Raw genomic sequence first — 24,887 nt, 5'->3', positions numbered from 1 at the left:
TTAATGATTAAAATGTAACTGAAACACCGCCTGTATAGGTCTTCATATTTAACTGAGCACCACGACCTGAAGAACGTTCAGGATCAAAATCCTCCATGCGCTTATCACCGCGTATTGTAAACATGTTATCGCCCGATACAAAGAATCTAACTTTCTCAAGACCGATAGATTTTACAACATGTGTTGGCAAAGTATAGCCAAAAGTGATGTTCTTGATTCTGAAATAATCGGCGTTGAACAACCAGTACGATGATTGGATAGAGTTATACTGATACCTCAAATCATTTTCTTTGAACAACTTAGGATAACGTGCACCCTGATTTTCAGGTGTCCAGTTATCTAATTGCCATTCGCGTGGTACCGAACTGTTAAAGAATGCTTGTGATGCTTCGTTATCCATGTATACCTTAACACCCGAAATACCTTGTCCCATAGCCGACAAAGAAAATCCTTTATATTCTAGGTTAAGGTTGATACCATAGGTTAAATCAGGCACATCGCTACCAACAATCGTACGGTCATCGCCAGTTATTTCGCCATCACCATCCTGATCAACTAGTTTAACCATACCTGCTTCAATGTCGTAACCACCAAATTCAACAACATCACCATTGGCAATATCCTCAGTAGAATATAATCCATCGGCTTCGTACATGTAGAAGCTTCCGATTGGTTGCCCTACCTGGTTAATCCAATAGCCGCTTGGTGGCAACTTATCAATGCCGTCGCCTAAACTTGTAATTTCATTACTTATATAAGCCATGTTAAAGCCTACATTATAAGAGAAGTCACCAAAGCTTTGCTGATGCGTTAAAGCCAATTCAATACCGCTGTTATTAACTTTTCCTACATTCTTATATGGTAGGTTAGAAATACCTGTTTCAGGGAGTATATCGGTTTGCTCAACCAAAATATCGTCAGTAATACGAGCATAATAATCCAAGGTAATGCCAAATAAACCTTTCATCACCGACATGTCTATACCAACATCAGTCGTGGTTGTTTTTTCCCAAGTTAATGTTGGGTTGGAAATGCGTCCTTCAACCAAAATAGGCAATACAGAACCGCCATTGTAAACTGTACCGGCACCACTAAAGGTATCGTAAGTATCATATAAACCTACGTTGCGAATGTTACCATTTTTACCCCATGAAGCTCTTAGTTTTAAATTATCAAGCCATGATAGGTTACTCATAAACTCTTCTTCACTTAAACGCCATCCGGCTGATACCGATGGGAAATAGCCCCATTTACCAACATTCGCAAAACGCGACGAAGCATCTGCTCTGAAGTTAGCTTCAAACAAGTAGCGTCCGTTATAATCATAAGTAGCACGACCAAAGTAAGACAGGCTGGTTTCTTCTAAAAATAAGTTTTTTGGGGGATCGTCATCTGCCCCTGTAATTAATTGATTATCCGGATCAGTTGAGCCACCACCTGGGGCATTCATATCATTACTTGGAAACATTTTACGACCAACATCTAAATCCTTTTGATGCCACGAGTCGGCATGCATACCTGCCATAATACCCAAACTATGCACCGAATTAAATACTTTATCATAGTTAATCCATCCATCGTAAACCAATTTTTCACTATACTCCCAATAGTTTTTCATTTCGTTCACATCGGAGTCGGTTCCAGGTATTATACCTCCGTTAGGATTCAAATAACTAGATACGCCTTCCATTGTGTTTTGGAATGAAAATGAGCGATAATCGTAAAAATTATAAGCTAGCTGATTAGTGAATTTAAAGCCCTCGAAAGGTGTAATAATCGCATTAATATTCCCTAAAAAATGTTTGGTATCGGAGCTATTTCTTCCTCGCTCCATCAAACGACGTAAAGGGTTATAATTGATCTCTTCAGCAGTAGCCTGGCGAAAATCTCTGATTGATCCCCAACTACCGTCGGTGTGACGAGCTACGTGTGTTGGCGGTTGTCTTAAAAATTCTGTAAGAGAAGAGCCACCCAAAGTATTATCGTACTTTTTATAGATGAAGTTAACATTGGTTGAAACTGTTAACCAATCTTTTAGATCTGCAGTTGTTTTACTTAAGAAGTTATAACGATCGGTTCCCTGACCAGGTGTTAAGGTTTCATCACGCTGATAACCAAGGCCAAAAATATATTGTACTTTTTCAGAACCTCCGGAAAGATTTAAACTATGCTTTGTAAACATTGCAGATGGTTCTAACACTAAATCAAACCAATTTGAATTAGGATACAAGTCTGGATCTGAACCATCTTTATACTTTTGAACATCCGCTAAGCTATAACGTAGGTTCGCTTCATCAATTCCGCTATTTAGTTCCGATGTACGATACATCTCTGCATACTGATAAGAATCGAGAACCTCTGGCAGATACGTTGCTTTTTGAGCACCATATGAACCGTTATAAGTCACATTTAAGGCAGAGCTACTTCCTTGTTTAGTAGTAACCAAAACAACACCATAAGCTGCCTTTGCTCCATAAATAGAAGCCGATGCAGCATCCTTTAAGAAAGATATATTCTCAACAATGGTTGGGTCCAGGTTATTAAAGAAGTCACTGCTTACCTCAATACCATCAACAATGTAAAGCGGACTTGAAGCACCAGCAAATGTTCCACGGCCACGAATGCTAATTGAAGTACCACCCGGGCGATCGATAATTGTTACACCAGGAACAGTTCCTTGTAAGGACTTTAATATATTATCTGTTGGGCGGTTTTCCAGTGCTTCTCCATCTATAGTAGCGACGGCGCCTGTTAAATTAACTTTTTTCTTAGTGCCATAACCAACTACCACTACCTCATCAAGGTCAGTAAATTCCTCAACTAAGGTTATATTAATGCTACTTCGGCTTGATACATTCACATCCTGCTCTTCAAAACCAATAAATGAGAATGATAAAATAGCATCGGCAGAACTCACTTCAATGCTGTAATTACCATCAATACCTGTAATAACACCATTGGTAGGATTTGTTTTTTCAAACACATTAACGCCTGGTAAGGGCTCTCCCTTAACATCATTAACAATACCACTAACAGTTATGCCTTGTTGCATTTTATTTGTGACAGAAGTCTTGGCTGAACGGGTTAATATCACCTGGTTATCAATAATTCGATAAACCACATCACTATTGCCAAACACTTCTTCAAGTACAGTAACAAGGTTTTCATCTTGCACATCAACACTCACAGTTTTTTCAACATCGATACTTTGTGGACTAAAGAAAAACTTGTAGTCTGATTGCTTTTCAATTTCAGAAATGACCTCAATCAGTCGGGCCTTTTTTAACTTCAAATTCACCTGCTTCTCTTGCGAAAGAGTCGTAGCAGAATAAGCCTGAATGAATGTTACGAGTAATAAGACGACTATTGCTTTCATAATACGCAATTCTCTCTTTAGGGTATAGTTATCCCATACCCATGGTTTTTGTTTTTTTTTCATAAATTTGTAATGTTAGTAGAGTTCTAAAAATTAAGACTTTGAACGCTCTGCAATATTTACAGGATGGTGTTCCAGCACTATCCTGTTTTTGATTATTAATTAACTTTTCTTATCACCACCTTTCTCTTTGTAAAAGTTCCATCCTTTAACACAATTGGTTTCTCAATGGAGTATGTAATTGGCAGTATTAATTTTGCATACTCAAGCACTTCATCTATTTGTTCATTTTGAATTTTGGCATAAACTGGCATATTCTCCAGCTCTTTATCAGCAATTTCTATTTCAATGTTATAGAATTTCTCAAGTGCTAAAGCCGACTCCTTTAAAGTCTTATTTTTAAGCAACAAAATACCTTTAGTCCATGCAATGTGCTCTTCCTGTAACCCAGTATTGACACTAAATTCTTTCAACTTTTTATCAAATAAAAACTCTTCCCCTGGCTTTAGTAAGGTGTGATGCTCATTATTTATACCCAGCATCTCAACACTTCCTTCTTCCAAATAAACTTTTGACACGGCCATATTAGCATCAGCCATTACGTTAAAACGCGTTCCTAAAACTCTAACCTTAAAGTCATTGGTTGACACAATAAAGGGTTGCTTTTCATTACGCGCAACATCAAAAAACGCTTCTCCGTCGAGTTGTACTGAGCGCTCTTTATTATCAATTTGTGCAAATTGTATTGAGGAATTAGCCTGCAACCAACCTTGTGTTCCATCGGGTAAGAAAAAACGTGTTTTGCTGTCTATTGGCGATTGAATGGATAAAACCTCATCGGCCAACTCTTGGATGTTCTCGCTCGAATAATAATTCCATGCCGACAGAATTAACAAAGGAAGAAACAGAAGAGCAGCAATTCGTTGAACCCATCCCATCAAACTTATAACTTTCGGTGTTGAGTCCTTCTCACTTTCAAGTGCCTGATGGTATATTTTGTAGAACAAATCATCAGGCTCATGTAATACTAAATCCTGATCATCACAAACCTGGCTCCAATGACTACTCAATGTTTTCTTAAATTCAGCCTCATTACCATCGTGCTGCAAGTAATTTAACAGTACTTTATAATCGCTCTCGACTAATGGTTGATGTTGCTTTAACTTACTAATTATTTTATCTATCTCTTGCATAAACAACTGTCTTCACCTATACTATCCGGCTAAAATCAGAGGGTCCTATTGCAAATAAAAAAAAGTTGAATTTTATTTTAGAGATAAAACAGATTAAGCACTAACAAAACATGTAAGTTGGCTTTTAATTGCTCACGAATCGTTTGGTAAGCAGAAGTCATTTGATTCTTCACGGTTTTTTCAGAAATGTTCAAGTAATTAGCGGCTTCAGAAATAGATAAACCTTCTTTTTTACAAAGCTGAAAAACTTGCTTCCGCTTTTCAGGCATCTGTTCAACAATACTATCTATTTGGCGAATTACCTCGCTATATGTTTCTTCCGATACAGTTTCCCCAGAGTCGTGCATATACTCAAGAGCATAATTTTGCTTTAAGTCTTGTTCGCGCTTAATTTTAAGAAATCGCTTTTTTATAGCATTATAAGCGATGGTAAACAGGTAGCCTTTTAATGAATCATGCGTCTCAAGCTCTGCTCGCTTCTTCCATAATTTTACAAATACTTCCTGTACAATTTCTTCGGCGTCATCTTTCGAATTGAGGTAACCATTTACAAAAACCAATAATTTCCTACCATATAAAAGGTACAGCGATTCAAAGGCTTTAGTTTCATTATTCGCTAAAGCACTAATCAATTCGCGTTCTGTTCCCTTTTTTTCTAGCACAATTACCCCGATTAATCTCGTTAAAATAAGTTAAAATAAAAGAGTTCGCCAAATCATTACCTCAGCCCAAATCAAGTATAGACCCACAAAAATAAGGAATCAAAAGCCTAATATCCTAATAAATAATTACGAATACTTATTGAATTAAAAATTACTATTAAACAGTATAAATACAGAAAGGCTATTCTCTCCAAGGAGATATTCGTTTAAAACTGATCTGCATCAGATGTTTTGTAGGCTGTTATTGACAAACGGAACAATATCATTGACGACTACCTTTTTTACATATAAATCATCAATTACTTTTGCGTTACAACTAAAAAACCTAACAAAAATGAATACAGCAGAATACTTTAAAATTCAATCGAAGAACAACATCCTTTATCTGAAACTAAAAAATAGATGGAATGATCAGGTTGCCATCTCCATTGGCGATGATTTTAAACGTGATTACACAAGAGCAGTTGATAGTTTTGGTGGTCAAGCATTTTATTCTCTGATAGAGTTAGCTCCAGAGTTCAAACCAGTAGCGCCTAAAGTAAAAGAATTAATGAGCTTTGGCATGATGTATTCCAATACACACAATTTACTTCGCTCAGTACAAATAATGCCGGACCCTTTGCAAAGATTAGGCCTACAAGATGCTGCCAAAGAAGCCAAACACGATGATTTTAGGATTATTGTGGCATCGTTAGAAGAGGGTTTAAAAAAGATTGAGGAGTTGAAAGCTCAATAAAGGCTTAATCCACTATAACAATAGAGGCCTTGCTTTAATCACAAAGCCTCTATTTACAATCTTTTCAGAACGCTCCTATTGTTCCTTCACTTGTTATGGGACACACTTTAGGCCAATAGCACTTTTAATGGAGGAATATCAAAATCTTTACCTCCTCGTGAAGTTCCTTCTTGTAAAGCGCCCGATGCCTTTTCTTGCATTAACTCAGCATTAAGAGCTGCTAAAATGGCAGATCCCGTAGGCGTACAAAGTTCCTTTTCAATGGGTCCCATTGTACCAGGCAGACCATGATTATCAAATATTATTTTGGTAGCAGGAGCCGGTACTGGCAAATGACCATGTGAAAAAGTGATGTGCCCACCACCAAAACTAACAGGCGACAATAAGTAAGCTTTTATGGGAGCATTCAATAACTGCAAGCCCATGGCTGCTCCTGTTATATCAATCAAAATATCTTGTGCTTCGTGTAAATAAGCATCTTCATGATGCTCGTGTTCATGGTCACTATCGTGGTGGTGATGATGATGTGCATGAATATGATCAGTCAGAAATGTATTCTCCTTGTGCGCCTTAATCTCAGCTTTCACAAGTACATCCAATGCTTTGAAACCGAACTGTTGGTAGGGCTCTTTAATATTCAGTTCAGCAAAAATATCTTCTAAAAGATGATAGGCTTTATGGCCCGATAAATGGCCATCATTGTGCTGAATATCGATGTGCAAGCGATGTGCATTATCGTGAGTTAAGGATGTGCTGATCGTTGAATGCCCAATTTTCTCAGCCGCCAAAGACATGGCCTTGAGCATTTCTTCTTCATTGGCACCAGCCGAAATAAGTGCTGCGGCAAACATATCGCCTGCTATGCCACCTTTGGGATCTATGTATAATTGCATGGTTTTTTTTAACTTTATATCTAGTAAATCATTTTCTGTAAAGGCACCCTTATAAAACAATCTCGTCTTCCTCGGCCTCAATCCCTCTGTTGATAAAGGTATTATGTGGCTCAAGAATGGTTAATACATGTTTCACATTCTGAGTGGCCTTTGCTCCCGTTAATTCTTCATCAGCTATTGGATGCAAGGGCGCAAAAGACTTGTATTTTAACAAATCAATATCTTCAAAATCCTTAGGAAAGCCCTTTGGCGCCATCTTCAACTTATCTTCGAACCTTTGCGGAAACACCGTATTAAATTCATCGGCATTGATAATGGCCTTATACTCATCAGCAAAATTATATATCTCGCGTCTAATGGCCTTTAACACATCAGAGGGTGGACAATAACTACCTCCTGCAATCATACAGGCACCGGGCTCAACATGAAGATAGTAACCAGCCATGGTACTTTTCCTGCCTCCTTTAGCTACAAAACCTCCCATGTTGGTTTTATAGGGCGTTTTATCTTTGGCAAAGCGGGTATCGCGGTAAATACGAAACACGCATTCCTTGGTACTTAGGTTACCAACACTTGGATCCACCTCATGCACCAAATCAATAAACTGTTGCATTGATGATTCAAAGGATGTTTTCGCTTCGTTAAAAAAAGCTTTATGCTCGTTAAACCATTCGCGATTATTATTGGCCTTAAGCTGCGTAAGAAAATCAAAAACAATGGGCTCTATCATACTATTGCATTTTGAAGAATGAAGTTGCAAAATACAAAAAACAATACAGATTCGGTCGTAAATGCGCTGCATTAAGTCGGCACATTTGCTCCATTCATTGCTCCTCATCATTGATTAATTACAAAGCGGAAGACGTAAAACTTGTGTTATTTATAAACACGCAGTAAATTTGATGCAGGGAGAAAATTTATAAACATCGACCCCATTATCGAATGACAAACTACATAGTAATTGTAGCCGGTGGTAGCGGCACACGCATGGGAAGTGATATTCCAAAGCAATTCCTGAAAGTGAATGACTTACCGGTATTAATGCATACCATTAATCGATTTTACGATTTTGATTCTAATATTAAAGTAATATTGGTACTGCCCAAGTCCCAAATCAACTATTGGCAAACTCTATGTACCCAACATCATTTTAATGTTCCACATGAAACCATTTCTGGTGGAGAAACACGTTTTCATAGTGTTAAGAATGGGTTATCGCTGGTAGAAACACCTGCCTTAATAGGTGTACACGACGGTGTTCGCCCCTTTGTTTCACCTGAAACATTGAAGCGCTGCTATCATCACGCCAAGGCTTTGGGCAATGCCATTCCTGTACTAGATGCCTTTGAATCAATCCGTCAGATTAATGACGACTGCAGCAAAGCACTGGACCGCTCAACAATCAAACTGGTGCAAACGCCTCAGGTTTTTCATTCCGACATACTATTACCTGCCTACGATCAAAACTATCAGTCATTATTTACTGATGACGCATCGGTGGTGGAAGCGTATGGAAAAACCATACACCTGGTAGCAGGTAACCGCGAAAACATTAAGATAACTACTCCTTTTGACCTGGTGTTAGCCAATGCTTTTATGAAAGCAGGTTTTGAAGAAAATAGCGATGAGGAGGAAGAACTCATAAACCCTTAAAAGGACTAATTTACTATTGGAGAAGTTCCTTTAAATAACAAAAGCCACCTCATGGGTGGCTTTCTCATATCTAATTATAATATTAGCTAATCTACTTCTGTAAAGCCTCTGCTCCACCTACAATCTCCAATATTTCGGTTGTAATGGCCCCCTGACGAGCTTTATTGTATTGCAATTGCAATTCGCTCAGCATATCAGTAGCATTATCCGTTGCTTTGTGCATCGACGTCATTCTGGCACCATGTTCCGATGCCAAGGACTCCAATATAACACGATAAAACATTGTTTTTAAAGCATCCGGAATCACCCTTTTTATAAAGGTTGGAACATCGGGTTCAATAATATAATCTGTTGCGTTTGTAGCTGTATTTTCCTCTTCAGTAGGTAAAGCCATTGGTAAAAATTGCTCGGCACGAATAAACTGTACGGCAGCATTTTTATACTCATTGTAAACAAGTACGACTTTATCATATTTCTTAGAAACAAAGCCTTCCATCATTTCTTGAGCAACATTAATAACCTCCTCAAAAGAAGTATCAGAATACAAATCGTTATAATCCTTTACTACATTATAGCCTCGTGATTTTAAGATTTTTTGTACCTGCTTACCAATGGCAATGATATCAACATTGCCTTTCATATTCTGCATCTTAAAATCTTTCTTACAAAGTTTTTCAACCTCTTTAATCACATTGGCATTAAAACCACCGCACAATCCTCGATTTGATGACACGGGCACAATCAGTACTTTGTTTGGCTCGCGTACTTCTGACCACTCAAGCTCAAACCCTTCCTCTAATGAACCAGAAAGTTTATAGATCATACCTGCTAATCGATCAACATAAGGGCGTATATAGGATATATCATCTTGCGCCTTTTTGAACTTGGCAGCTGACACCATTTTCATGGCACTTGTCACCTGTCGAGTTGTTTTAACCGAGTTTATTCGAATTCGTATGTCCTTTAAATTTGGCATAAACTCTATTCTTCGATTATGTACTTGTCAGCAATCTCTTTTGCTACTGATTCAATCTTAGCCGTAATATCATCGTTATATTTACCCTGCTTTAAATCGGCTAACATATCCGCATGACTCATTTGAAGATTTTCGATGAACTCCTTCTTCCATTCCTTTACTTTGTCGGCAGGCACATTATTCAATAATCCCTTGGTTCCACAGTAAATCAAGGCTACCTGCTCTTCTACTTTTACAGGTTGGTATTGTGGTTGCTTCAATAGCTCCACATTTTTTCGTCCCTTATCCAATACCATAGTGGTAGCCGGATCAAGGTCAGAGCCAAACTTAGCAAATGCTTCCAACTCTCTGTACTGTGCCTGATCTAACTTTAGTGTACCAGCCACTTTTTTCATTGGCTTTATTTGTGCGCTACCTCCTACACGCGATACCGAGATACCTACATTAATAGCTGGACGAACTCCAGAGTTGAATAAATCACTCTCCAAAAATATCTGTCCATCGGTAATTGAAATCACGTTGGTTGGAATATAAGCTGATACGTCACCAGCCTGCGTTTCAACAATTGGTAGGGCAGTTAATGATCCGCCTCCTTTAACCAATGGCCTGATTGACTCAGGCAAATCATTCATTTGAGCCGCTATTTCATCCGACTCAATGATTTTTGCTGCACGCTCTAATAAACGGCTATGCAAATAAAATACATCACCCGGATAAGCTTCACGACCTGGCGGACGACGCAGTAATAAACTTACCTCACGATAAGAGACTGCCTGTTTCGATAAATCATCGTAAATAATTAAAGCCGAACGCCCTGTATCGCGGAAAAACTCGCCAATAGCTGTTCCTGAGAAAGGAGCATAAAACTGCATGGCCGAAGGATCGGCTGCAGGGGCAGAAACCACTGTTGTGTATTCCATGGCTCCATGTTTCTCAAGCGTATTAACTATTTGAGCAACTGTGCTTCCCTTTTGCCCAACAGCTACGTAAATACAGTATACCGGTTCTCCATCGTCGTAGAACGATCGTTGGTTAATAATCGTATCAATAGCAATGGCTGTTTTACCAGTTTGACGATCACCAATAATCAATTCTCGCTGACCACGACCAATAGGTGTCATGGCATCAACTGATAATAATCCTGTTTGTAATGGTTGTTGCACTGGCTGGCGATAAATTACCTGAGGTGCTTTACGCTCCAATGGCATTTCGAAGGTATCGCCTTGTATTGGTCCTTTCCCATCAATAGGCTTACCAAGAGCGTTTATCACACGCCCAACCATACCTTCACCAACATTAAGTGAAGCAATACGCCCAGTACGTTTCACTAAATCACCTTCTTTTACGGCTTGTGATGAACCAAATAGTACCACCCCAACATTATCCTGTTCAAGGTTAAGCACTACTCCCATGCATGAATCCAGCTCAACCAACTCGTTGGCTTTAACATTAGCAAGACCATAAACACGGGCAATACCATCACCCACCTGCAAAACAGTTCCTACTTCTTCCAGTTCGGTTGAGGTCTGAAAGCCTGCAATCTGTTTTTTTAATAAATCCGATACTTCAGCCGGTTTTATCGTATCCATCCGCTTATTAATTTAGTACGTTTAACTAAGCAACTGCTTTTTAATTTGTTTCAACTTTGAACTCATACTGGCATCAGCCATTTTACCATCAATAGTAAGTACAAAACCTCCCAGTAATTCAGGCTTAACTTTTAGCGTTAATTCAATTGGTGCTTTAAATTGTTCTTGCAAAAAAAGATTAAGCTTCTCACTTTGCTCTGTATCAAATTCAACAGCTGTATAAAGTGTTACTTCCTTAATTCCCTTTTCGGTTTTGTATAAATAAATAAAGCGCCTGTTGATATCTTCCAATAGAAGCTCGCGGTTATTCGATATCAATAAATCAATCAGATTTAAAGTATTCTTTTCCACTTTACCGTTTAATACTGTATGAAAAGCCTGCTTTTTTTGTGCAGGTTTAATAACTGGACTGCTCAATAAGTCTGTAAAACCTTCTGCATCTTTGCAATAAGCCTGCAACATACATACGTCGTTATAAATGCGTTCTAGCTCATTTTGCTCTGTAGCAAGCTTAAAAAGGGCCTTGGCATATCTGTCTGCTATTAAACTTCTGTTCATACTTCAGTTTTCAGAACGGTGTTCTACTAGTTGTGTTTAGTGATGCTTGTCACTAATTAAAATTCACTTCTTGCAAATATTTATCGATGATAGCTTTTTGTTTGTCAGTCGACTCTAATTCTTCTTCTAACAACTTACCGGCAATATCAACCGAAAACTCTGCTACTTTTTCTTTCAATTGTAAGATGGCCTCATTCTTCTCTCGCTCAATCTGAACTCTGGCAGATGCAATGATTTTATCTGCTTCATCCTGCGCCTTGCTTTTGGCATCATCTAACATTGATTGTTTTAATTCCCGTGCAGCTTTAATCAGTGTATCACGTTCTGCTTTGGCATCGTTCATTATCTGAACTTTAGTGGCATTTAAATCTTCCACTTCTGCTTTGGCTTTTTTGGCTGCTGCTAAGGCATACTCTATGGTCTCTTCGCGAGATTTAACAGCATGCAGTATCGGTTTCCAGGCATAACGCTTTAATATGAAAACCAGCAGTCCAAATGTGAGGGCTGACCAAAAGACTAAACCGGGATCTGGTGTTAACAATCCCATAATCGTTGAGTTTTATCCTTTCATCAACGCAACAACAATTGCAAATAAAGCAGCACCTTCAATAAGGGCAGCAGCAATAATCATCGCAGTCTGAATTTTTGAACTAATTTCTGGCTGACGTCCCATAGCTTCCATAGCGCTTTGAGCAATTCGACCAATTCCATATCCGGCTCCAATAATAATTAAGCCTAAACCGATTGTGGTTAATGATAAACCTTCCATTGTATTACGTTTAAAAAATATAACTATTAATGTTCTTCATCATGCACAGCCATGCCAATAAACAAGGCTGATAATAAGGTAAATATATATGCTTGCAAAACTGCAACTAATAATTCCAACATAAACATCATCAGTGCCATTAATATTGAAACAGGTGCAATGGCAACCGATTTCATAACAAAGATAAGTGAGAATAAACTAAGGATGATGATATGCCCAGCCGTAATATTAGCCAATAAACGAATCATCAAAGCAAATGGTTTTGTAAACAAGCCAATAAATTCGATTACCGATAATAATAAGCGAATGGGTACTGGTACGCCAGGCATCCAAAAGATATGACCCCAATAGCTTTTTGTACCGCTAAAGTTTGTGACTAAGAAAGTGATAAGTGCCAACACCATTGTCAGCGAAATATTACCCGTTAGGTTACTTGCTCCTGGGAAAAATGGTATTAATCCGATTAAATTATTGATCCATATAAAAAAGAACAAAGTGAGTAAAAAAGGCACAAATTTATCGGCCTTGTGTTTATCAATTTGTTCATAAGCAATATCATCGCGCACAAAAAGAATGAGCGGTTCTAAAAACGATTGCATGCCTTTTGGCACAGCAGGTGCTCCTTTGTAACGCTTGGCCGCGGCTGTAAATAACCAAATAATTATAATAATGCTCAACCACATGGAAGCCACGTTTCGAGTGATAGAAAAATCAATTGGTTTATCATTCAGCACCTCATGCTCTGGACCGTAATTAATGGTACCAAGGGCATCTGTTTTATAAATTTTCTCGTGGTAAAGTTTGTAGTAATTATCACCTTTTTGAACCACCTTTTCTCCATGATGAAAGGCCGATGACATAAATACGTGTAGCCCATCGTCGATTAAAATAATTGGAAGTGGCAATGTGATGTGTTTTTCCTCTCCGCTTTTGCTTGTATAAGAAATAACGTGCCACTCATGTGCATCTGCAATGTGATGCATAATCATTTCCATTGGGTCAAATTCATTATCAGAACTTTCTCCATGTTTATCGGCTGCGATGCTATTTTGGGTTATAGCCCAACAAGCAAGTAGTGCAAAAAATAGTTTTATATGTTGCATCAAATGATAATAGTGCTGTTTTACTTTGCTTATTTCATTAAGCGTATTTTCATAGTCAAGTCTACGACCAATAGCGCGAAATAGTTCATTAAAAACAATAGTATTTCTCTTTTGTTTTGACTGTCGGTTGGATTTAGAAAAAGAAACAAGTATCCGAAAACAAAACAAAGCTTTAAGGCCATTAGTATCAGAAAGATAAAGCCAACTTTATCACTATGCTTTTTTTGAATAAAAAAGAATAAATAATAAAAAAGAAGGTAAATACTGGTTAGGAATAATAACCCAGCACTTACCTTCTCATATGAAAATTGTAACCATTCGGCACTTATGTTATAAAAACCTACTAACAGCCCTGCAATTAGTAGATAAATAAACGATGCCTGAATCGCTTTTACCTTATTTTTACTTTTTGGCATTAGGAATACTCGCAGTGGCTTGAGTACCTTTTTCGTCCATTTTACAAGTACCTGTAAAGATAGCTCCTGGCTCAATAGACAGTTTACTCGTTTTTACATCGCCATGCAGTTTGCTCGATGACTTAAGCGATAATAGCTCACTAACAGTTAATTGCCCATCAAAAGTACCATAGATATCGCAATTAGTACATTTAAGTTCTCCTGTTACAGTACCATTTTGGCCAACAAGCACTTTGCCTTTTGAAATTATGTTCCCCTCAATAGCTCCATCGATTTTAATATCGCCATTGGTTTCAATATCACCTTTGATTTTAGTTCCCGGGCCTATCATGTTAGGCAGCTTGTTTTCAGGTTCAAAATTTTTAGCCATTTTCTATATGTTAGTTTTAAAGAATCGAACAAATATACAATAGTTCATTAGTTATACAGCAAATCTTTATTTGTAATCTTTATGACACATATAATTAAGCGTATTAAAAATCGCTTCTCATATCACAACACAAAAGGCTTGTAGCAACTTTATGAAACAAGTAGCTTAAGCTTATGAAGCTGCCTTTCTTTATTAACTTGCCTTAACTGTCGGGCGGTTTTAGTGTAATAAGTATGTTTAGATATGAACTCGTATTGCAACTTATTCCACTCATCAATGGATACCTTTCCATTATGATGATTTAACTCTTTAAATAAATTATCAGAAATTGCAATAAAATCAGCACGCCCTAAATAATCAAGATCGGCATCTTTCAAAATCTTCTCCAGGTAATTTCGTGGTTTTTTACCAACACGAGTTACATCAATTAACTCTACAATTTGCTTTATTTGATAATCACTGTACTTGTAATTGGGTAATAATTCATGCGCGAAACTAATGCTATTGTCTTCGTGATTATCATACTCAACAATAAATCCGCTATCATGGAGCAATGCCGCTGTTTTCAATATCAGTAGATCTTCTGAACTTACATTTTCACCACGCGCAATAATCTCGGTTCTGGTAACCACATCTTTGGTATGCTCCATATTATGATAGTGCAAACCCTCCATTAGTTCTGAATCCAACTTTCTTAGAATAAATTCTTCCAGATCACTAAATCGAATATGCTGTAGCTTAATAATAAATTTTCTATTGGGGAAAATTCCATTCTCATCTTCTGATAAATCGCTCTTTATCCGTTTGACAAAGTACATGTCTGTTTCGCCTTTGTATTTAATTGGCATCTTACCCCTGTAATCGCAATCAAAAAAATCCTTAATCAGTTCGTACGTCACTCCTGTAATATTCACCTTACCCGTTGAACCAGAGCTTTCCATACGCGAGGCAATATTTACAGTATCTCCCCAAATATCGACAGATACATTTTTCTTACCTATCTCTCCTGAAATAACTGGCCCAGTATGTATCCCAACTCTTAATTCCCAAAAATCAAGTTTCTTGTCAGATAGCTTTTGGGCATCTAGCATAAACTTTTGCATCTCGATACCAGCCAATACCACTTCAACCGGGTTCGTCCGATTTACATTTGGTATTCCACCAGCACACATGTATGCATCCCCAATTGTTTTTATCTTCTCAATGTTGTGTTTCTCAACCAAACCGTCAAAGAAAAAGAAGAAGCGATCCAGTTCATCAATTAATGTTTCTGGGTTAATATGCTCCACAATTTTTGTAAAGCCCTGTATGTCGGCAAATAAAACAGTTACCCTCTTGTATTTCCTTGATCGAATGCGGGCTTGTTCTTTTACTGAAAATGCATCATCACCGATAACTTTTTCTTGGGCATTTTGCTTTATCTTAAAAGCTTTTTTAAACTCTTGCTCAATATTATGGCTAATGATTCTGATGCGTTGTTTAAAAGCCAACATAACCAATAGGAAAGCTAGAAAGCTCAAAACAACAATTGACGCAATGTAGAAGATGGATTTCTTCCAAAAGGGTAGTTGAACATCAAATTTAGCATCAATAGTTTGGCCACCATTAAATTCCACCCTAAAAGTATATGGTCCATTTCCCAAATTAAAGAAAGTCGCTGCATTACGATCTGACCAATCACTCCATCCTTGAGAATACGGAATTAATTGATATCTACATTGTTTTATACTACAATCCTTGGTTTGCCAATGAATAGAGATAGATTTATATTCAACCAAGCAAGAAATACTGTCAACAACATGCTTTTTGCCAGGGGTTTCTATAAACAACTGTACATTTTTATCTTGCGCATACACACTTTTTACGAACAAAAATGAACATGATACGTATATAAGCGAGTATAAGAGATTTTTTTTGAAAAGTTGTAGCGCTGACTTTGCTATGTTGATTGCTCCCTTCGGCATATTTATTTCGGTAAGGTCCCTATCTTGCAATTAGAATCAAAAATACTATATTTATTCCGTTAATAAAGAACATTCAGGAGAGCTTTTTATGGACACACCAAAGAACACAATTCTAGTTCCATTCGATTTTACCGAAGTAGCGGACAATGCCGTTCAGCATGCTATTAAGGTTGCAAAAGAATTAGATGCTAAAATACATTTACTACATATTGCTAAAAAGGAAGAACAAATTTCCGAATTGGAAACAAAGCTTCGTGAGCATGTTGAATCACTAAAAGACCAATGGGGAGTTCAACCAGGCTATTCCGTTAAGGAAGGAACAATATTTAAAACAATTAATGCCGTTGTTGAAGAATTAAACTGCATTCTTGTTGTAATGGGAACACACGGAATGAAAGGCTTACAAAAGCTAACAGGCAGCTGGGCCTTAAAGGTTATTGTAGGTTCTAAAATCCCTTATTTGGTTGTTCAATCGGCTCCTAAACGTGCCGATTACCAAAAAGTTGTTTTCCCAATTGATTACAAAGCCGAAAACAAGGAGAAGTTGAAATGGATACAATTCCTGTATCAATTTTCTAAACCTAAGGTTTACATTTATGCAGCTGCAACCAAAGAAGGTATTATAGATAGCCGGACAAAAGCGAATGTTGTTTTTTCTAAAAAATATTTGGAAGAAAAAGGGGTTGATTATGAACTTGTTCTTTCTGAAGGAACTACATCTTTTTCTCAGGAAACCATTCAGTTTTCTGAAAAAATTGATGCTGACTTAGTTTTAGTGATGACCACACGCGATATAGCTTTTCATGACTATGTGCTTGGAGCCTATGAGCAATACATTATTGCCAACAGTGCTAAAATGCCAGTATTAGTCATTAACCCTCGTACCGATCTAATGAAGTATGGCTACGGAGGTTTTGGTTGAGAATGATGATTTATTAAGGATATACAAAAGACGGTCACTTATGATCGTCTTTTTTTTGTTTAAATACTCATCCATCTCAATATGTTTTTTTAATCGAATTAAAATACTTTTGTAAGCAATACGTTTAATAGTTAATTCAATTATATTATGGAACTGGTATTCGCAACAAATAATCCTAACAAGTTAGAGGAAATACAAGCATTAATTGGTAATCAATTTAAAGTACTTGGATTGGCCGATATTGGCTTTATTGAAGAAATACCAGAAACTGGGGATACACTTGAAGAAAATGCTCTGCAAAAATCGGAGTATATATTCAAGAAATATAAAGTCAATTGTTTTGCAGATGACACAGGACTAGAGGTGGATGCCCTAAATGGTGAGCCTGGTGTTTATTCCGCAAGGTATGCGGGAGAAGACAAAAATGCTGATGCGAACATGAATATGGTTCTGAATAAACTTGGTGATTCATCCAATCGTAAGGCACGTTTCAGAACAGTAATCTCCCTAATTATTAAGGGTAAAGAATTTCAGTTTGAAGGGAGTGTTGACGGAGAGATCTTAAGAGTTAAAACAGGCGGGGATGGTTTTGGTTACGATCCTATTTTTAAACCGACAGGATTCGCTAATTCGTTTGCAGAAATGAATTTACAAGAGAAAAACGAGATTAGTCACCGCGGAAGAGCAATGGTTAAATTGATAGAGTTTTTAAAAGACAACTATGCATAGAAATATCTTATTCATTACAACTATCTTATTTATTGCTTTAGGCCCATTAAAAGCTCAGGATACCAAATGGCGAGACCATTTCTCGTATAGGAACACTGAGCACATCGCCGAATCTGAGAATTATACGATTACTGCCAGCGAAATGGGATTAATGATCCTAAATAAGCTTACTAAAGAAATCAATACCTACAGCAGAGTTAATGGATTAAGTGATGTTTCTATAACTGCGGTTAATGCATTTAGTAATGATAGGTTTATAATAGGTTATGCCAATGGTAATGTAGATATTCTTAGCGAGAATAACATCATCAACATTCCTGATTTTAAGCTAAAACAGATACAAGGAACAAAGCAAATTAACCATTTTCATATTGTTGATAATACAGTGTATTGCAGCACGGATTATGCACTCCTAGTCATTAACATCGAAAAATATGAGGTTAGCGACACTTACTTTTTAGGCTATAATGCTGAGAGTTTGAAGATTTACCAAACTACAGTGATTGATAATCATATTTATGCGGCAACTGAACGAGGCCTTTTAAAAGCTGACTTAACAGATCCACTAATCGTCTATGATAAGGCATGGATAAGAATATCAACTTCATCAAACCCTCATGTTGCCGTTAATAAACATGAAAATGAAATAGTGTCAACAGTTAAAAATTACAATAGCTACGTGGTTTTTTACGGGGATGAAAGCAATTGGCAAAACTTAAAAACGACAAGCAATTTTAAAAGCCTAAAGGTCTTTGGTGGTCAAATGGTCATCTCTTATCAGTCAGCTATTGAAATTTACAACGAAGTCTTCACAATAATTAAACGAATTGAGAACTATTCATTTGATGACAATATAAATGCACAAGATGCCACCTATTCAAGTTATGAAGATGTATACTTTATTGCGGATTACAACCATGGATTAGTATTGCTTGGCAAGGATGCTGATGTGAATTACATAGCCAATGGTCCTTATTCTAATAATTGCTTTGACATCCATGCAACCAGAACTGGTGTATATTCTACTGGAGGAGGCATTAATTCTATTTACAATAATCTAAACAGAACCATTGAATATTCATATTTTGATTTTGAACAATGGAATAACTATAGGAGCGAAACGCCAGCCAGTTCAACAACAAGTCGAGATTTATTACGCATCTGCTCCAATGCAATAAATGATTCTGTTGCATATATGTGCACATGGGGCGGTGGCATATACGAAACCAAAGGTATTGATCACATTGTACATTTCGACGAAACCAATAGTGGCCTCCAAGACATCTATCCTGACGCTAGGAAATACGTACGAGTAGGAGGAATTGCCAGTGATAGCAAAGGAAATATATGGATGTCAAACAGTTCTGTTAATCAAGGAATTGTTGTGAAAAATAATGACCAATGGTTACAATTTGACTATGAGGCTGGGAACTTTCTACATAGCACTGGGCAGTTTCTAATGACCCACAATGACGTTTTATGGATCCCTGTTCCAATGTCATTTACAGCAGAACGACAAGGTATTATGGTTGTTGATACCAAAGGCTCATTAGACCAAAGTGAACACGAATACAAGAGTGGAATGAAGCCCACTGGCAATGATCAAAGAAATAAAGGACAATTGCAACTTTGGGATGAAAATAGAAATGTCATAACGAAACTGGTACTTAGTATGGCTGAAGATAAAAATGGCTATATATGGTTAGGAACTGATAAGGGAGTACTGGTTTACTATCGTCCATGGGCTATATTTTCTGAAGATTACCCAATTGCCAGCCGCATTAAAGTACCACGAAACGACGGCAGTAATCTAGCCGATTATTTATTAGAAAAGGAAAATGTATCGTGCATAGCTGTTGATGGTGCCAACCGCAAATGGTTAGGAACAGAAAATTCAGGTATCTATTTAGTTTCTGAGGATGGATTAAAAACTTATGCTTCGTTTAATATGGATAACAGCCCTTTACCGTCTAATACCATAACAAGCGTTGCAGTCTCTCCAACTACTGGTGAAGTATTTATTGGAACTGCTAAGGGCATAGTTTCGTACAAAGGGTATGCGACTGAGGGCGGAGATGACTATAACGACCTATACGCTTACCCAAATCCTGTACGTGAAGATTACAATGGCGACATTACTATTACCGGCTTAGTGCAAAATAGCATCCTTAAAATAACCAATGTAAGTGGTAAACTCGTACACGAAACAACATCACTTGGTGGTAAAGCATATTGGGATGGAAAAAATTTAAGTGGGGAAAATGTTAAAACAGGTGTTTACCTAATTTATGTAAGCTCTCCTGATGGAGAAAAATCGAGTGTCACTAAATTGTTAATTGTTAGATAGTTTGCAACAAAATAAACTAAATAATCGAATTAAATGGCTAGACACAGCTAAAGGCATTACAATTATTTTGGTTGCATTTGGTCATTTAGAATTAGGTATTGCCCTTCCGATTATAATGTTCGTTGCTTATATAGCTAGTAAATATTCACCCTGGTTATTAAGGTTAGATGAGAAAACAGATATTTAAAAAACAAATACAGTACTTAACTATCTTGTTAATTCTTAGTTTCCTCATAGGATTTAGCAATTACATTAGAATTCCGCTAGCATCAGCGTCAGATAGTATTTCATTTTTCATTCATTTTGGCATAATTACAAGTGCTATTTTTGGAATACTTTACTTTTTAAGTATTAATAAATTTATATTCTATCTTTTCTTTCCACCAATTGCCGCTATATCCATACTAAGCTCCTGTTACTTATACTTGTTTAACATTACAATAACAGGTGCTATTCTAGAGGTCACTCTGAATACTGATTGGCAGGTAACAAAGGAATTTTTATCAATTGACATCGGAGTTATCATCTTAATATGCATAGTTATCATTGCATTTACTATACATCACAGAAGTAGATTTAATCCATTATTTCGTGCAAAATGGGCACTTCATCTTATTATTTCCCTTATTCTTATTTTCCCTGCTGTTTATGCAAATAGTTATAGGCAGAATACTATTATTAATAGGGTGCCTTTTACGATAATTAATGCAACCAAAGAATACATAAAAGTTAAAGAATTATATAGCATCGATAGAAGGGATATTGCTTTGGATGCTAAAGTGTCAAAAAGCGATTCGCTATTGGTTATTGTAGTAATTGGCGAAGCGGTAAGAAATGATCATCTAGGGTTAAATAAGTATCATAGGAACACAACCCCCCAGCTACTTAAGCGTGATATTATTTCTTTTTCAAACAACAAATCGTTATACACATATACTGCAGCATCAATTCCACAACTCCTTACTAGATCAGATTCACAATCTCCAGAAAGAGCCTACTCTGAGAAATCAATCATATCTGTATTAAACCAATGTGGATTTAATACTTTCTGGCTAGCCAATCAGACACCAGATTATACGTACGATAAAATTGCTAAATCTGCTAAGTATTATAGTAACGCCAGTATGACAATTAGTACTTATTCTGACATAAAATGGACAGACAATAAGCTATTAAGCTTATTTAAAAATATAGATTTATCTTCTGATGTAAATCAATGTGTGTTTTTACACTCCATCGGTTCACATTGGTACTATAATTATAGATATCCTGAGAAGTTTAAAGTATTTACCCCAATCACTAAATCAAGATCTATCCAACACAATAGTGCTATAGAGAAAATCAATTCGTATGATAATTCCATATTGTATATGGATTACTTTATTGATGAAATAATCCATAAAATAGAAAATAAAAATTCACTATTAATTTACATATCCGATCACGGAGAATTATTAGGAGAAAATGAAATGTGGTTGCATGCAAGCGAGCATGAGAAACTCCATGATGCTGCATGTTTTGTATGGATGTCCGAAACTTACAAGGAAAAAAATATGGACAAATATAAAAGTGCTATTAAAAATAAAAATAATGAAACATCAACTTCATTACTTTTTCATTCTATTTTAGGTGCTTGTGATATAGAAACTAAAATTCTTGATCAAAGCCAAAATATTTTTTCACAGCATTAACTTGTTTTTTTTGCCCATCTCCTTGTTCAGAACTACTTTTGTATTTGTTAATTATGCTTACATTACATTGATTTTAACCATACAATCTGAACACATGAAACGAGCTGGTAAATCTTGATCTTCAGAAAAAACCTTTGGAAGATCTAATTTTATTTGGGCGTACCATGTGACCTTTGAAAATAAATTTAATCATATGAAAAAGGGCTGGGTAATTGCCACCATTTCCATTTGCTGTACTGTTTTAGTTTATATCTTCATTCATGTTAGCCGTTCAAAAAGCTACGACAACAACCACTCTTTATCTGTCATTCCTAGTGGTGCTGCCTTAATAATCAAAACAGATAACCTTGCTTACATTCAAAAGCTAATTCGAACCATTGATTATACTAATGAGTTGGAAAGCTTTGAACCTATAAAAAATAGATTCGATCAACTAAGTTCTCTTGATTCAGTTGTAAATAACGAAGGAATTAGTTTAGCGAAAGAGATTAATAAACTACCCCTTTATTGTTCGATACATGCCCAGGGCAAAGATGACACAAAGGCTCTATTCGTAATTGAACTACCAAACAGGCGGCAGGAGAACAAACTGTTACGATTCCTAAAAACAGCTCCCAAATTAGGTTTTGCATTATCAAATAGAAAATATAACTCCAAAAGCATTTATCAGCTAAAAGCCAACGATAAACAATGGTTCATCCACATAAAAAATGGGCTTTTACTATTTAGCGAATCCAGCTTATTAATTGAGTCATCAATTAGACAGCAACTATCGAACGATAACTGGACCAATTCAGCAGATTTTAAAAAGATTCAAAAAACAATAGGTGCTGGCTCAAAAATAAATGTGTTTGTCAATTTTGAGCAACTGCCTGAAGTATTAAAAGTAGCCTCAGCCAGTAATTTCAAGAAAAAAGTTAAAGTTGTTGCGAATCAAAGCAAATGGGCAGAGGTTGATTTAGATATTGAGAATAACGGAATTCTGATGAATGGTTTTATCAGCACAAGCCATGGTATCATCAGTCAGTTATTAAGCAATGCACAGCCACAACGCGCAAAAATACAAAATGTATTACCTGGCAACACTAGAGCCTACATGTCATTATCTCTATCTGATGGTAATGAAATTAAAAAGCGAATAAATAATTTTCACAAGAAAAATACGACCAACGATAGTTACCGTAATACAATAAACAGTTGGACAAAAAGTATTGGTTTTGATCCTGAAAATGAACTTTTCAAACACTTATCAGGCTCTGTAGCTTTAGCCTACACCGATTATAACCACCTCGAATCTAAGGCCAATGGTTTCATGGTATTGAAGCTTAACAGCGAATCAAGCGCTCACGATGGACTTCTGAACATTGCACGTTCTCTGCAAGCCAAATTAACATCGCTAAAAATTAAGGAATACAAGCCCGATAATGATCTTAGTTATACGATTTACCGAGCTTTTGATCAAAATTTTATTAAACACTTTTTTGACCCAATATTTCCTAAGGTTCCACAAAAATACATGGCTCTTTTTGAAAACAATTTAATTATTGCCGATGCAACAGTTCTAATTGAACAATTCATTTACAACAACATACTAAATAAAACACTGAATAACAGTAAAACACATCAGGCATTTCTAGGTCAGTTTTCATCCAGAGAAAATATGTTTGCCTACTGCGAAACAGCCCACTTGTCAGCAATCCTTGGTGGTGCTTTTGAACCCTTAATTGGCAATTTATCCGAAAACCAAAAAGAAACCTTAAATAACTTTTATGGCTTGGGCACTCAGTTAAGTGGAACTGGTGAAATGATTTATTCTACTTCATATTTACAGTATCTTCCTACACGAGAATCGGAACCACGCACTATTTGGCAGAGCCTCTTGGATTCGACAGTTTACACCAAACCAGTACTTGTAAAAAACCACTACACCAAAGAGCGAGAAGTTATTGTGCAAGACAATGCCAACAACCTATATTTATTAAGCAACAGTGGGCGTGTACTTTGGAAAAAACCGCTTGATAGTCCTATAGATGGTAATATTACCCAAATTGACTACTACCGCAATAATAAACTACAATACCTATTCAACACTAAAAATTCAATCTATTTGCTCGATAGAAATGGTAATCATGTGGCCAACTTCCCTGTTCGCCTGCCATCTAAAGCAAGTAATTCGATGGCTGTATTTGATTACGATAACAACCGCAAATATCGATTATTTATCGCCTGTGAAAATAAAAAAGTGTATCTGTACGATACCAAAGGTAATATCGTTTCAGGTTGGAAATTTAATAAATCAGAAGGAACGGTTAGCCAAGCAATTCAGCACTTTCGTTCAAATGGTAAAGATTATATTGCCTTTGCCGATGACAAACGTAACTACATTTGCGATCGTAAGGGAAACATTAGGGTAAAGCTTAAAAACAATTTCGTTCGCAACCACAATTCAGTTTACCACCTTATTAATAAGGATAAAACCAATGATGCTTTAATTAGCACTAACAAGGATGGCTTATTGCTTGAGATAAAGCTATCAAACGGTGAGGTAGTTCAGAACGAAATTACAGAAATTGAAGGAAATCATGGTTTTGATGCTTTCTATATGAATAATCAACTACATTATTTATTCTCTGAAGATAAACGAGTGGTTTGCATTCGTCAGGATGGAGATGAGTTATTTGATGAATCCTTTGATCAATCAATAAACCTTACTGTTGATCGCTACCAATTCTCAAGTAAGGATATTAAGTTTGGAATCAGTGAAAAAACAGGAGGACGCATTCATTTGTTAAATAAAAATGGCGACTTGTATAAAGGTTTTCCACTCAAGGGGCACTCTCGCTTCAGCATCGGATTTCTTAAATCATCGGCCTCACGTTTTAACCTTATCGTAGGTGGGTCTGAAAATTACATTTACAATTACCAAGTTGATTAATACTG

20 protein-coding genes are annotated in these 24,887 nt (G+C 36.6%); 7 read left to right on the top strand and 13 right to left on the bottom strand.

Annotation, left to right across the window (positions count from 1 at the left end; all coding sequences use genetic code 11):
- Positions 1-7: 7 nt before the first annotated feature.
- The 3 genes from FNN09_RS07430 to FNN09_RS07420 form a co-directional block, all read right to left on the bottom strand.
- Positions 8-3,439 carry a TonB-dependent receptor gene (locus FNN09_RS07430; protein ID WP_143301027.1) on the bottom strand — a complete coding sequence of 1,144 codons (3,432 nt, stop codon included), beginning with the start codon at positions 3,437-3,439 and terminating at the stop codon, positions 8-10.
- A gap of 95 nt (positions 3,440-3,534) precedes the next feature.
- The gene (locus FNN09_RS07425; protein ID WP_143301024.1) at positions 3,535-4,569 is read right to left on the bottom strand and encodes a FecR family protein; all 1,035 of its coding nucleotides are present in this window, start codon (positions 4,567-4,569) and stop codon (positions 3,535-3,537) included.
- Between the two features lie 77 nt (positions 4,570-4,646).
- Positions 4,647-5,231 (bottom strand): RNA polymerase sigma factor, encoded by a 585-nt coding sequence (locus FNN09_RS07420; protein ID WP_185968921.1) that lies wholly within the window; start codon positions 5,229-5,231, stop codon positions 4,647-4,649.
- Positions 5,232-5,565: 334 nt separating this feature from the next.
- Here FNN09_RS07420 and FNN09_RS07415 point away from each other — a divergent pair, with 334 nt between their 5' ends.
- Positions 5,566-5,967, top strand: coding sequence for a hypothetical protein (locus FNN09_RS07415; protein ID WP_143301020.1), 402 nt, complete (start codon positions 5,566-5,568; stop codon positions 5,965-5,967).
- Between the two features lie 107 nt (positions 5,968-6,074).
- On the opposite strand, the gene larC is transcribed toward FNN09_RS07415, so the two are convergent.
- Both larC and FNN09_RS07405 read right to left on the bottom strand, forming a co-directional pair.
- Positions 6,075-6,860, bottom strand: coding sequence for a nickel insertion protein (gene larC / locus FNN09_RS07410; protein ID WP_143301018.1), 786 nt, complete (start codon positions 6,858-6,860; stop codon positions 6,075-6,077).
- A 49-nt stretch (positions 6,861-6,909) separates the two neighbouring features.
- Positions 6,910-7,590, bottom strand: coding sequence for a DUF2461 domain-containing protein (locus FNN09_RS07405; protein ID WP_143301016.1), 681 nt, complete (start codon positions 7,588-7,590; stop codon positions 6,910-6,912).
- A gap of 212 nt (positions 7,591-7,802) precedes the next feature.
- On the opposite strand from FNN09_RS07405, the gene FNN09_RS07400 reads away from it, so the two are divergent.
- On the top strand, positions 7,803-8,513 hold the full coding sequence (locus tag FNN09_RS07400; protein ID WP_143301015.1) for a 2-C-methyl-D-erythritol 4-phosphate cytidylyltransferase: 711 nt from the start codon (positions 7,803-7,805) through the stop codon (positions 8,511-8,513).
- A gap of 91 nt (positions 8,514-8,604) precedes the next feature.
- Here the strand turns inward: FNN09_RS07400 and atpG are convergent, their stop codons facing one another.
- The 8 genes from atpG to FNN09_RS07360 all read right to left on the bottom strand — a co-directional run bounded on the left by atpG (position 8,605) and on the right by FNN09_RS07360 (position 16,123).
- Positions 8,605-9,489 carry an ATP synthase F1 subunit gamma gene (gene atpG / locus FNN09_RS07395; protein ID WP_143301013.1) on the bottom strand — a complete coding sequence of 295 codons (885 nt, stop codon included), beginning with the start codon at positions 9,487-9,489 and terminating at the stop codon, positions 8,605-8,607.
- Between the two features lie 5 nt (positions 9,490-9,494).
- Positions 9,495-11,078, bottom strand: coding sequence for a F0F1 ATP synthase subunit alpha (atpA, locus tag FNN09_RS07390; protein ID WP_143301011.1), 1,584 nt, complete (start codon positions 11,076-11,078; stop codon positions 9,495-9,497).
- Positions 11,079-11,099: 21 nt separating this feature from the next.
- Positions 11,100-11,636 (bottom strand): ATP synthase F1 subunit delta, encoded by a 537-nt coding sequence (gene atpH, locus FNN09_RS07385; protein WP_143301009.1) that lies wholly within the window; start codon positions 11,634-11,636, stop codon positions 11,100-11,102.
- 52 nt (positions 11,637-11,688) lie between these two features.
- The gene (gene atpF, locus FNN09_RS07380) at positions 11,689-12,183 is read right to left on the bottom strand and encodes a F0F1 ATP synthase subunit B (RefSeq protein WP_143301007.1); all 495 of its coding nucleotides are present in this window, start codon (positions 12,181-12,183) and stop codon (positions 11,689-11,691) included.
- A 12-nt stretch (positions 12,184-12,195) separates the two neighbouring features.
- On the bottom strand, positions 12,196-12,405 hold the full coding sequence (gene atpE / locus FNN09_RS07375) for an ATP synthase F0 subunit C (RefSeq protein WP_143301005.1): 210 nt from the start codon (positions 12,403-12,405) through the stop codon (positions 12,196-12,198).
- Between the two features lie 26 nt (positions 12,406-12,431).
- The gene (gene atpB, locus FNN09_RS07370; RefSeq protein ID WP_143301003.1) at positions 12,432-13,508 is read right to left on the bottom strand and encodes a F0F1 ATP synthase subunit A; all 1,077 of its coding nucleotides are present in this window, start codon (positions 13,506-13,508) and stop codon (positions 12,432-12,434) included.
- 402 nt (positions 13,509-13,910) lie between these two features.
- Positions 13,911-14,294, bottom strand: a complete 384-nt coding sequence (locus tag FNN09_RS07365) for a polymer-forming cytoskeletal protein (RefSeq protein WP_143301001.1) — start codon at positions 14,292-14,294, stop codon at positions 13,911-13,913.
- A 149-nt stretch (positions 14,295-14,443) separates the two neighbouring features.
- Complete coding sequence (locus FNN09_RS07360) at positions 14,444-16,123, bottom strand: adenylate/guanylate cyclase domain-containing protein (RefSeq protein WP_255434066.1); 1,680 nt, start codon at positions 16,121-16,123, stop codon at positions 14,444-14,446.
- A 223-nt stretch (positions 16,124-16,346) separates the two neighbouring features.
- Between FNN09_RS07360 and FNN09_RS07355 the strand changes: the two genes are divergently transcribed.
- The 5 genes from FNN09_RS07355 to FNN09_RS07335 all read left to right on the top strand — a co-directional run bounded on the left by FNN09_RS07355 (position 16,347) and on the right by FNN09_RS07335 (position 24,882).
- Complete coding sequence (locus FNN09_RS07355; RefSeq protein WP_143300999.1) at positions 16,347-17,180, top strand: universal stress protein; 834 nt, start codon at positions 16,347-16,349, stop codon at positions 17,178-17,180.
- A 147-nt stretch (positions 17,181-17,327) separates the two neighbouring features.
- Positions 17,328-17,909 (top strand): non-canonical purine NTP diphosphatase, encoded by a 582-nt coding sequence (locus FNN09_RS07350; protein WP_143300998.1) that lies wholly within the window; start codon positions 17,328-17,330, stop codon positions 17,907-17,909.
- On the top strand, positions 17,902-20,256 hold the full coding sequence (locus FNN09_RS07345; RefSeq protein WP_143300996.1) for a two-component regulator propeller domain-containing protein: 2,355 nt from the start codon (positions 17,902-17,904) through the stop codon (positions 20,254-20,256). Before FNN09_RS07350 ends, FNN09_RS07345 begins: the two co-directional genes overlap by 8 nt.
- Before the next feature lie 167 nt (positions 20,257-20,423).
- The gene (locus tag FNN09_RS07340; protein ID WP_143300994.1) at positions 20,424-21,947 is read left to right on the top strand and encodes a phosphoethanolamine transferase; all 1,524 of its coding nucleotides are present in this window, start codon (positions 20,424-20,426) and stop codon (positions 21,945-21,947) included.
- A 193-nt stretch (positions 21,948-22,140) separates the two neighbouring features.
- Positions 22,141-24,882: a DUF3352 domain-containing protein gene (locus FNN09_RS07335; RefSeq protein ID WP_143300992.1), complete on the top strand. Its 2,742-nt coding sequence runs from the start codon at positions 22,141-22,143 to the stop codon at positions 24,880-24,882.
- Positions 24,883-24,887: the final 5 nt, after the last annotated feature.

The sequence above is a fragment of the Carboxylicivirga sp. M1479 genome (assembly GCF_007097485.1).
In the GTDB taxonomy this organism is placed as follows: domain Bacteria; phylum Bacteroidota; class Bacteroidia; order Bacteroidales; family Marinilabiliaceae; genus Carboxylicivirga.
Note: the sequence above shows the minus strand (reverse complement) of the source record. Positions and strands in the feature narration are given on the sequence as shown.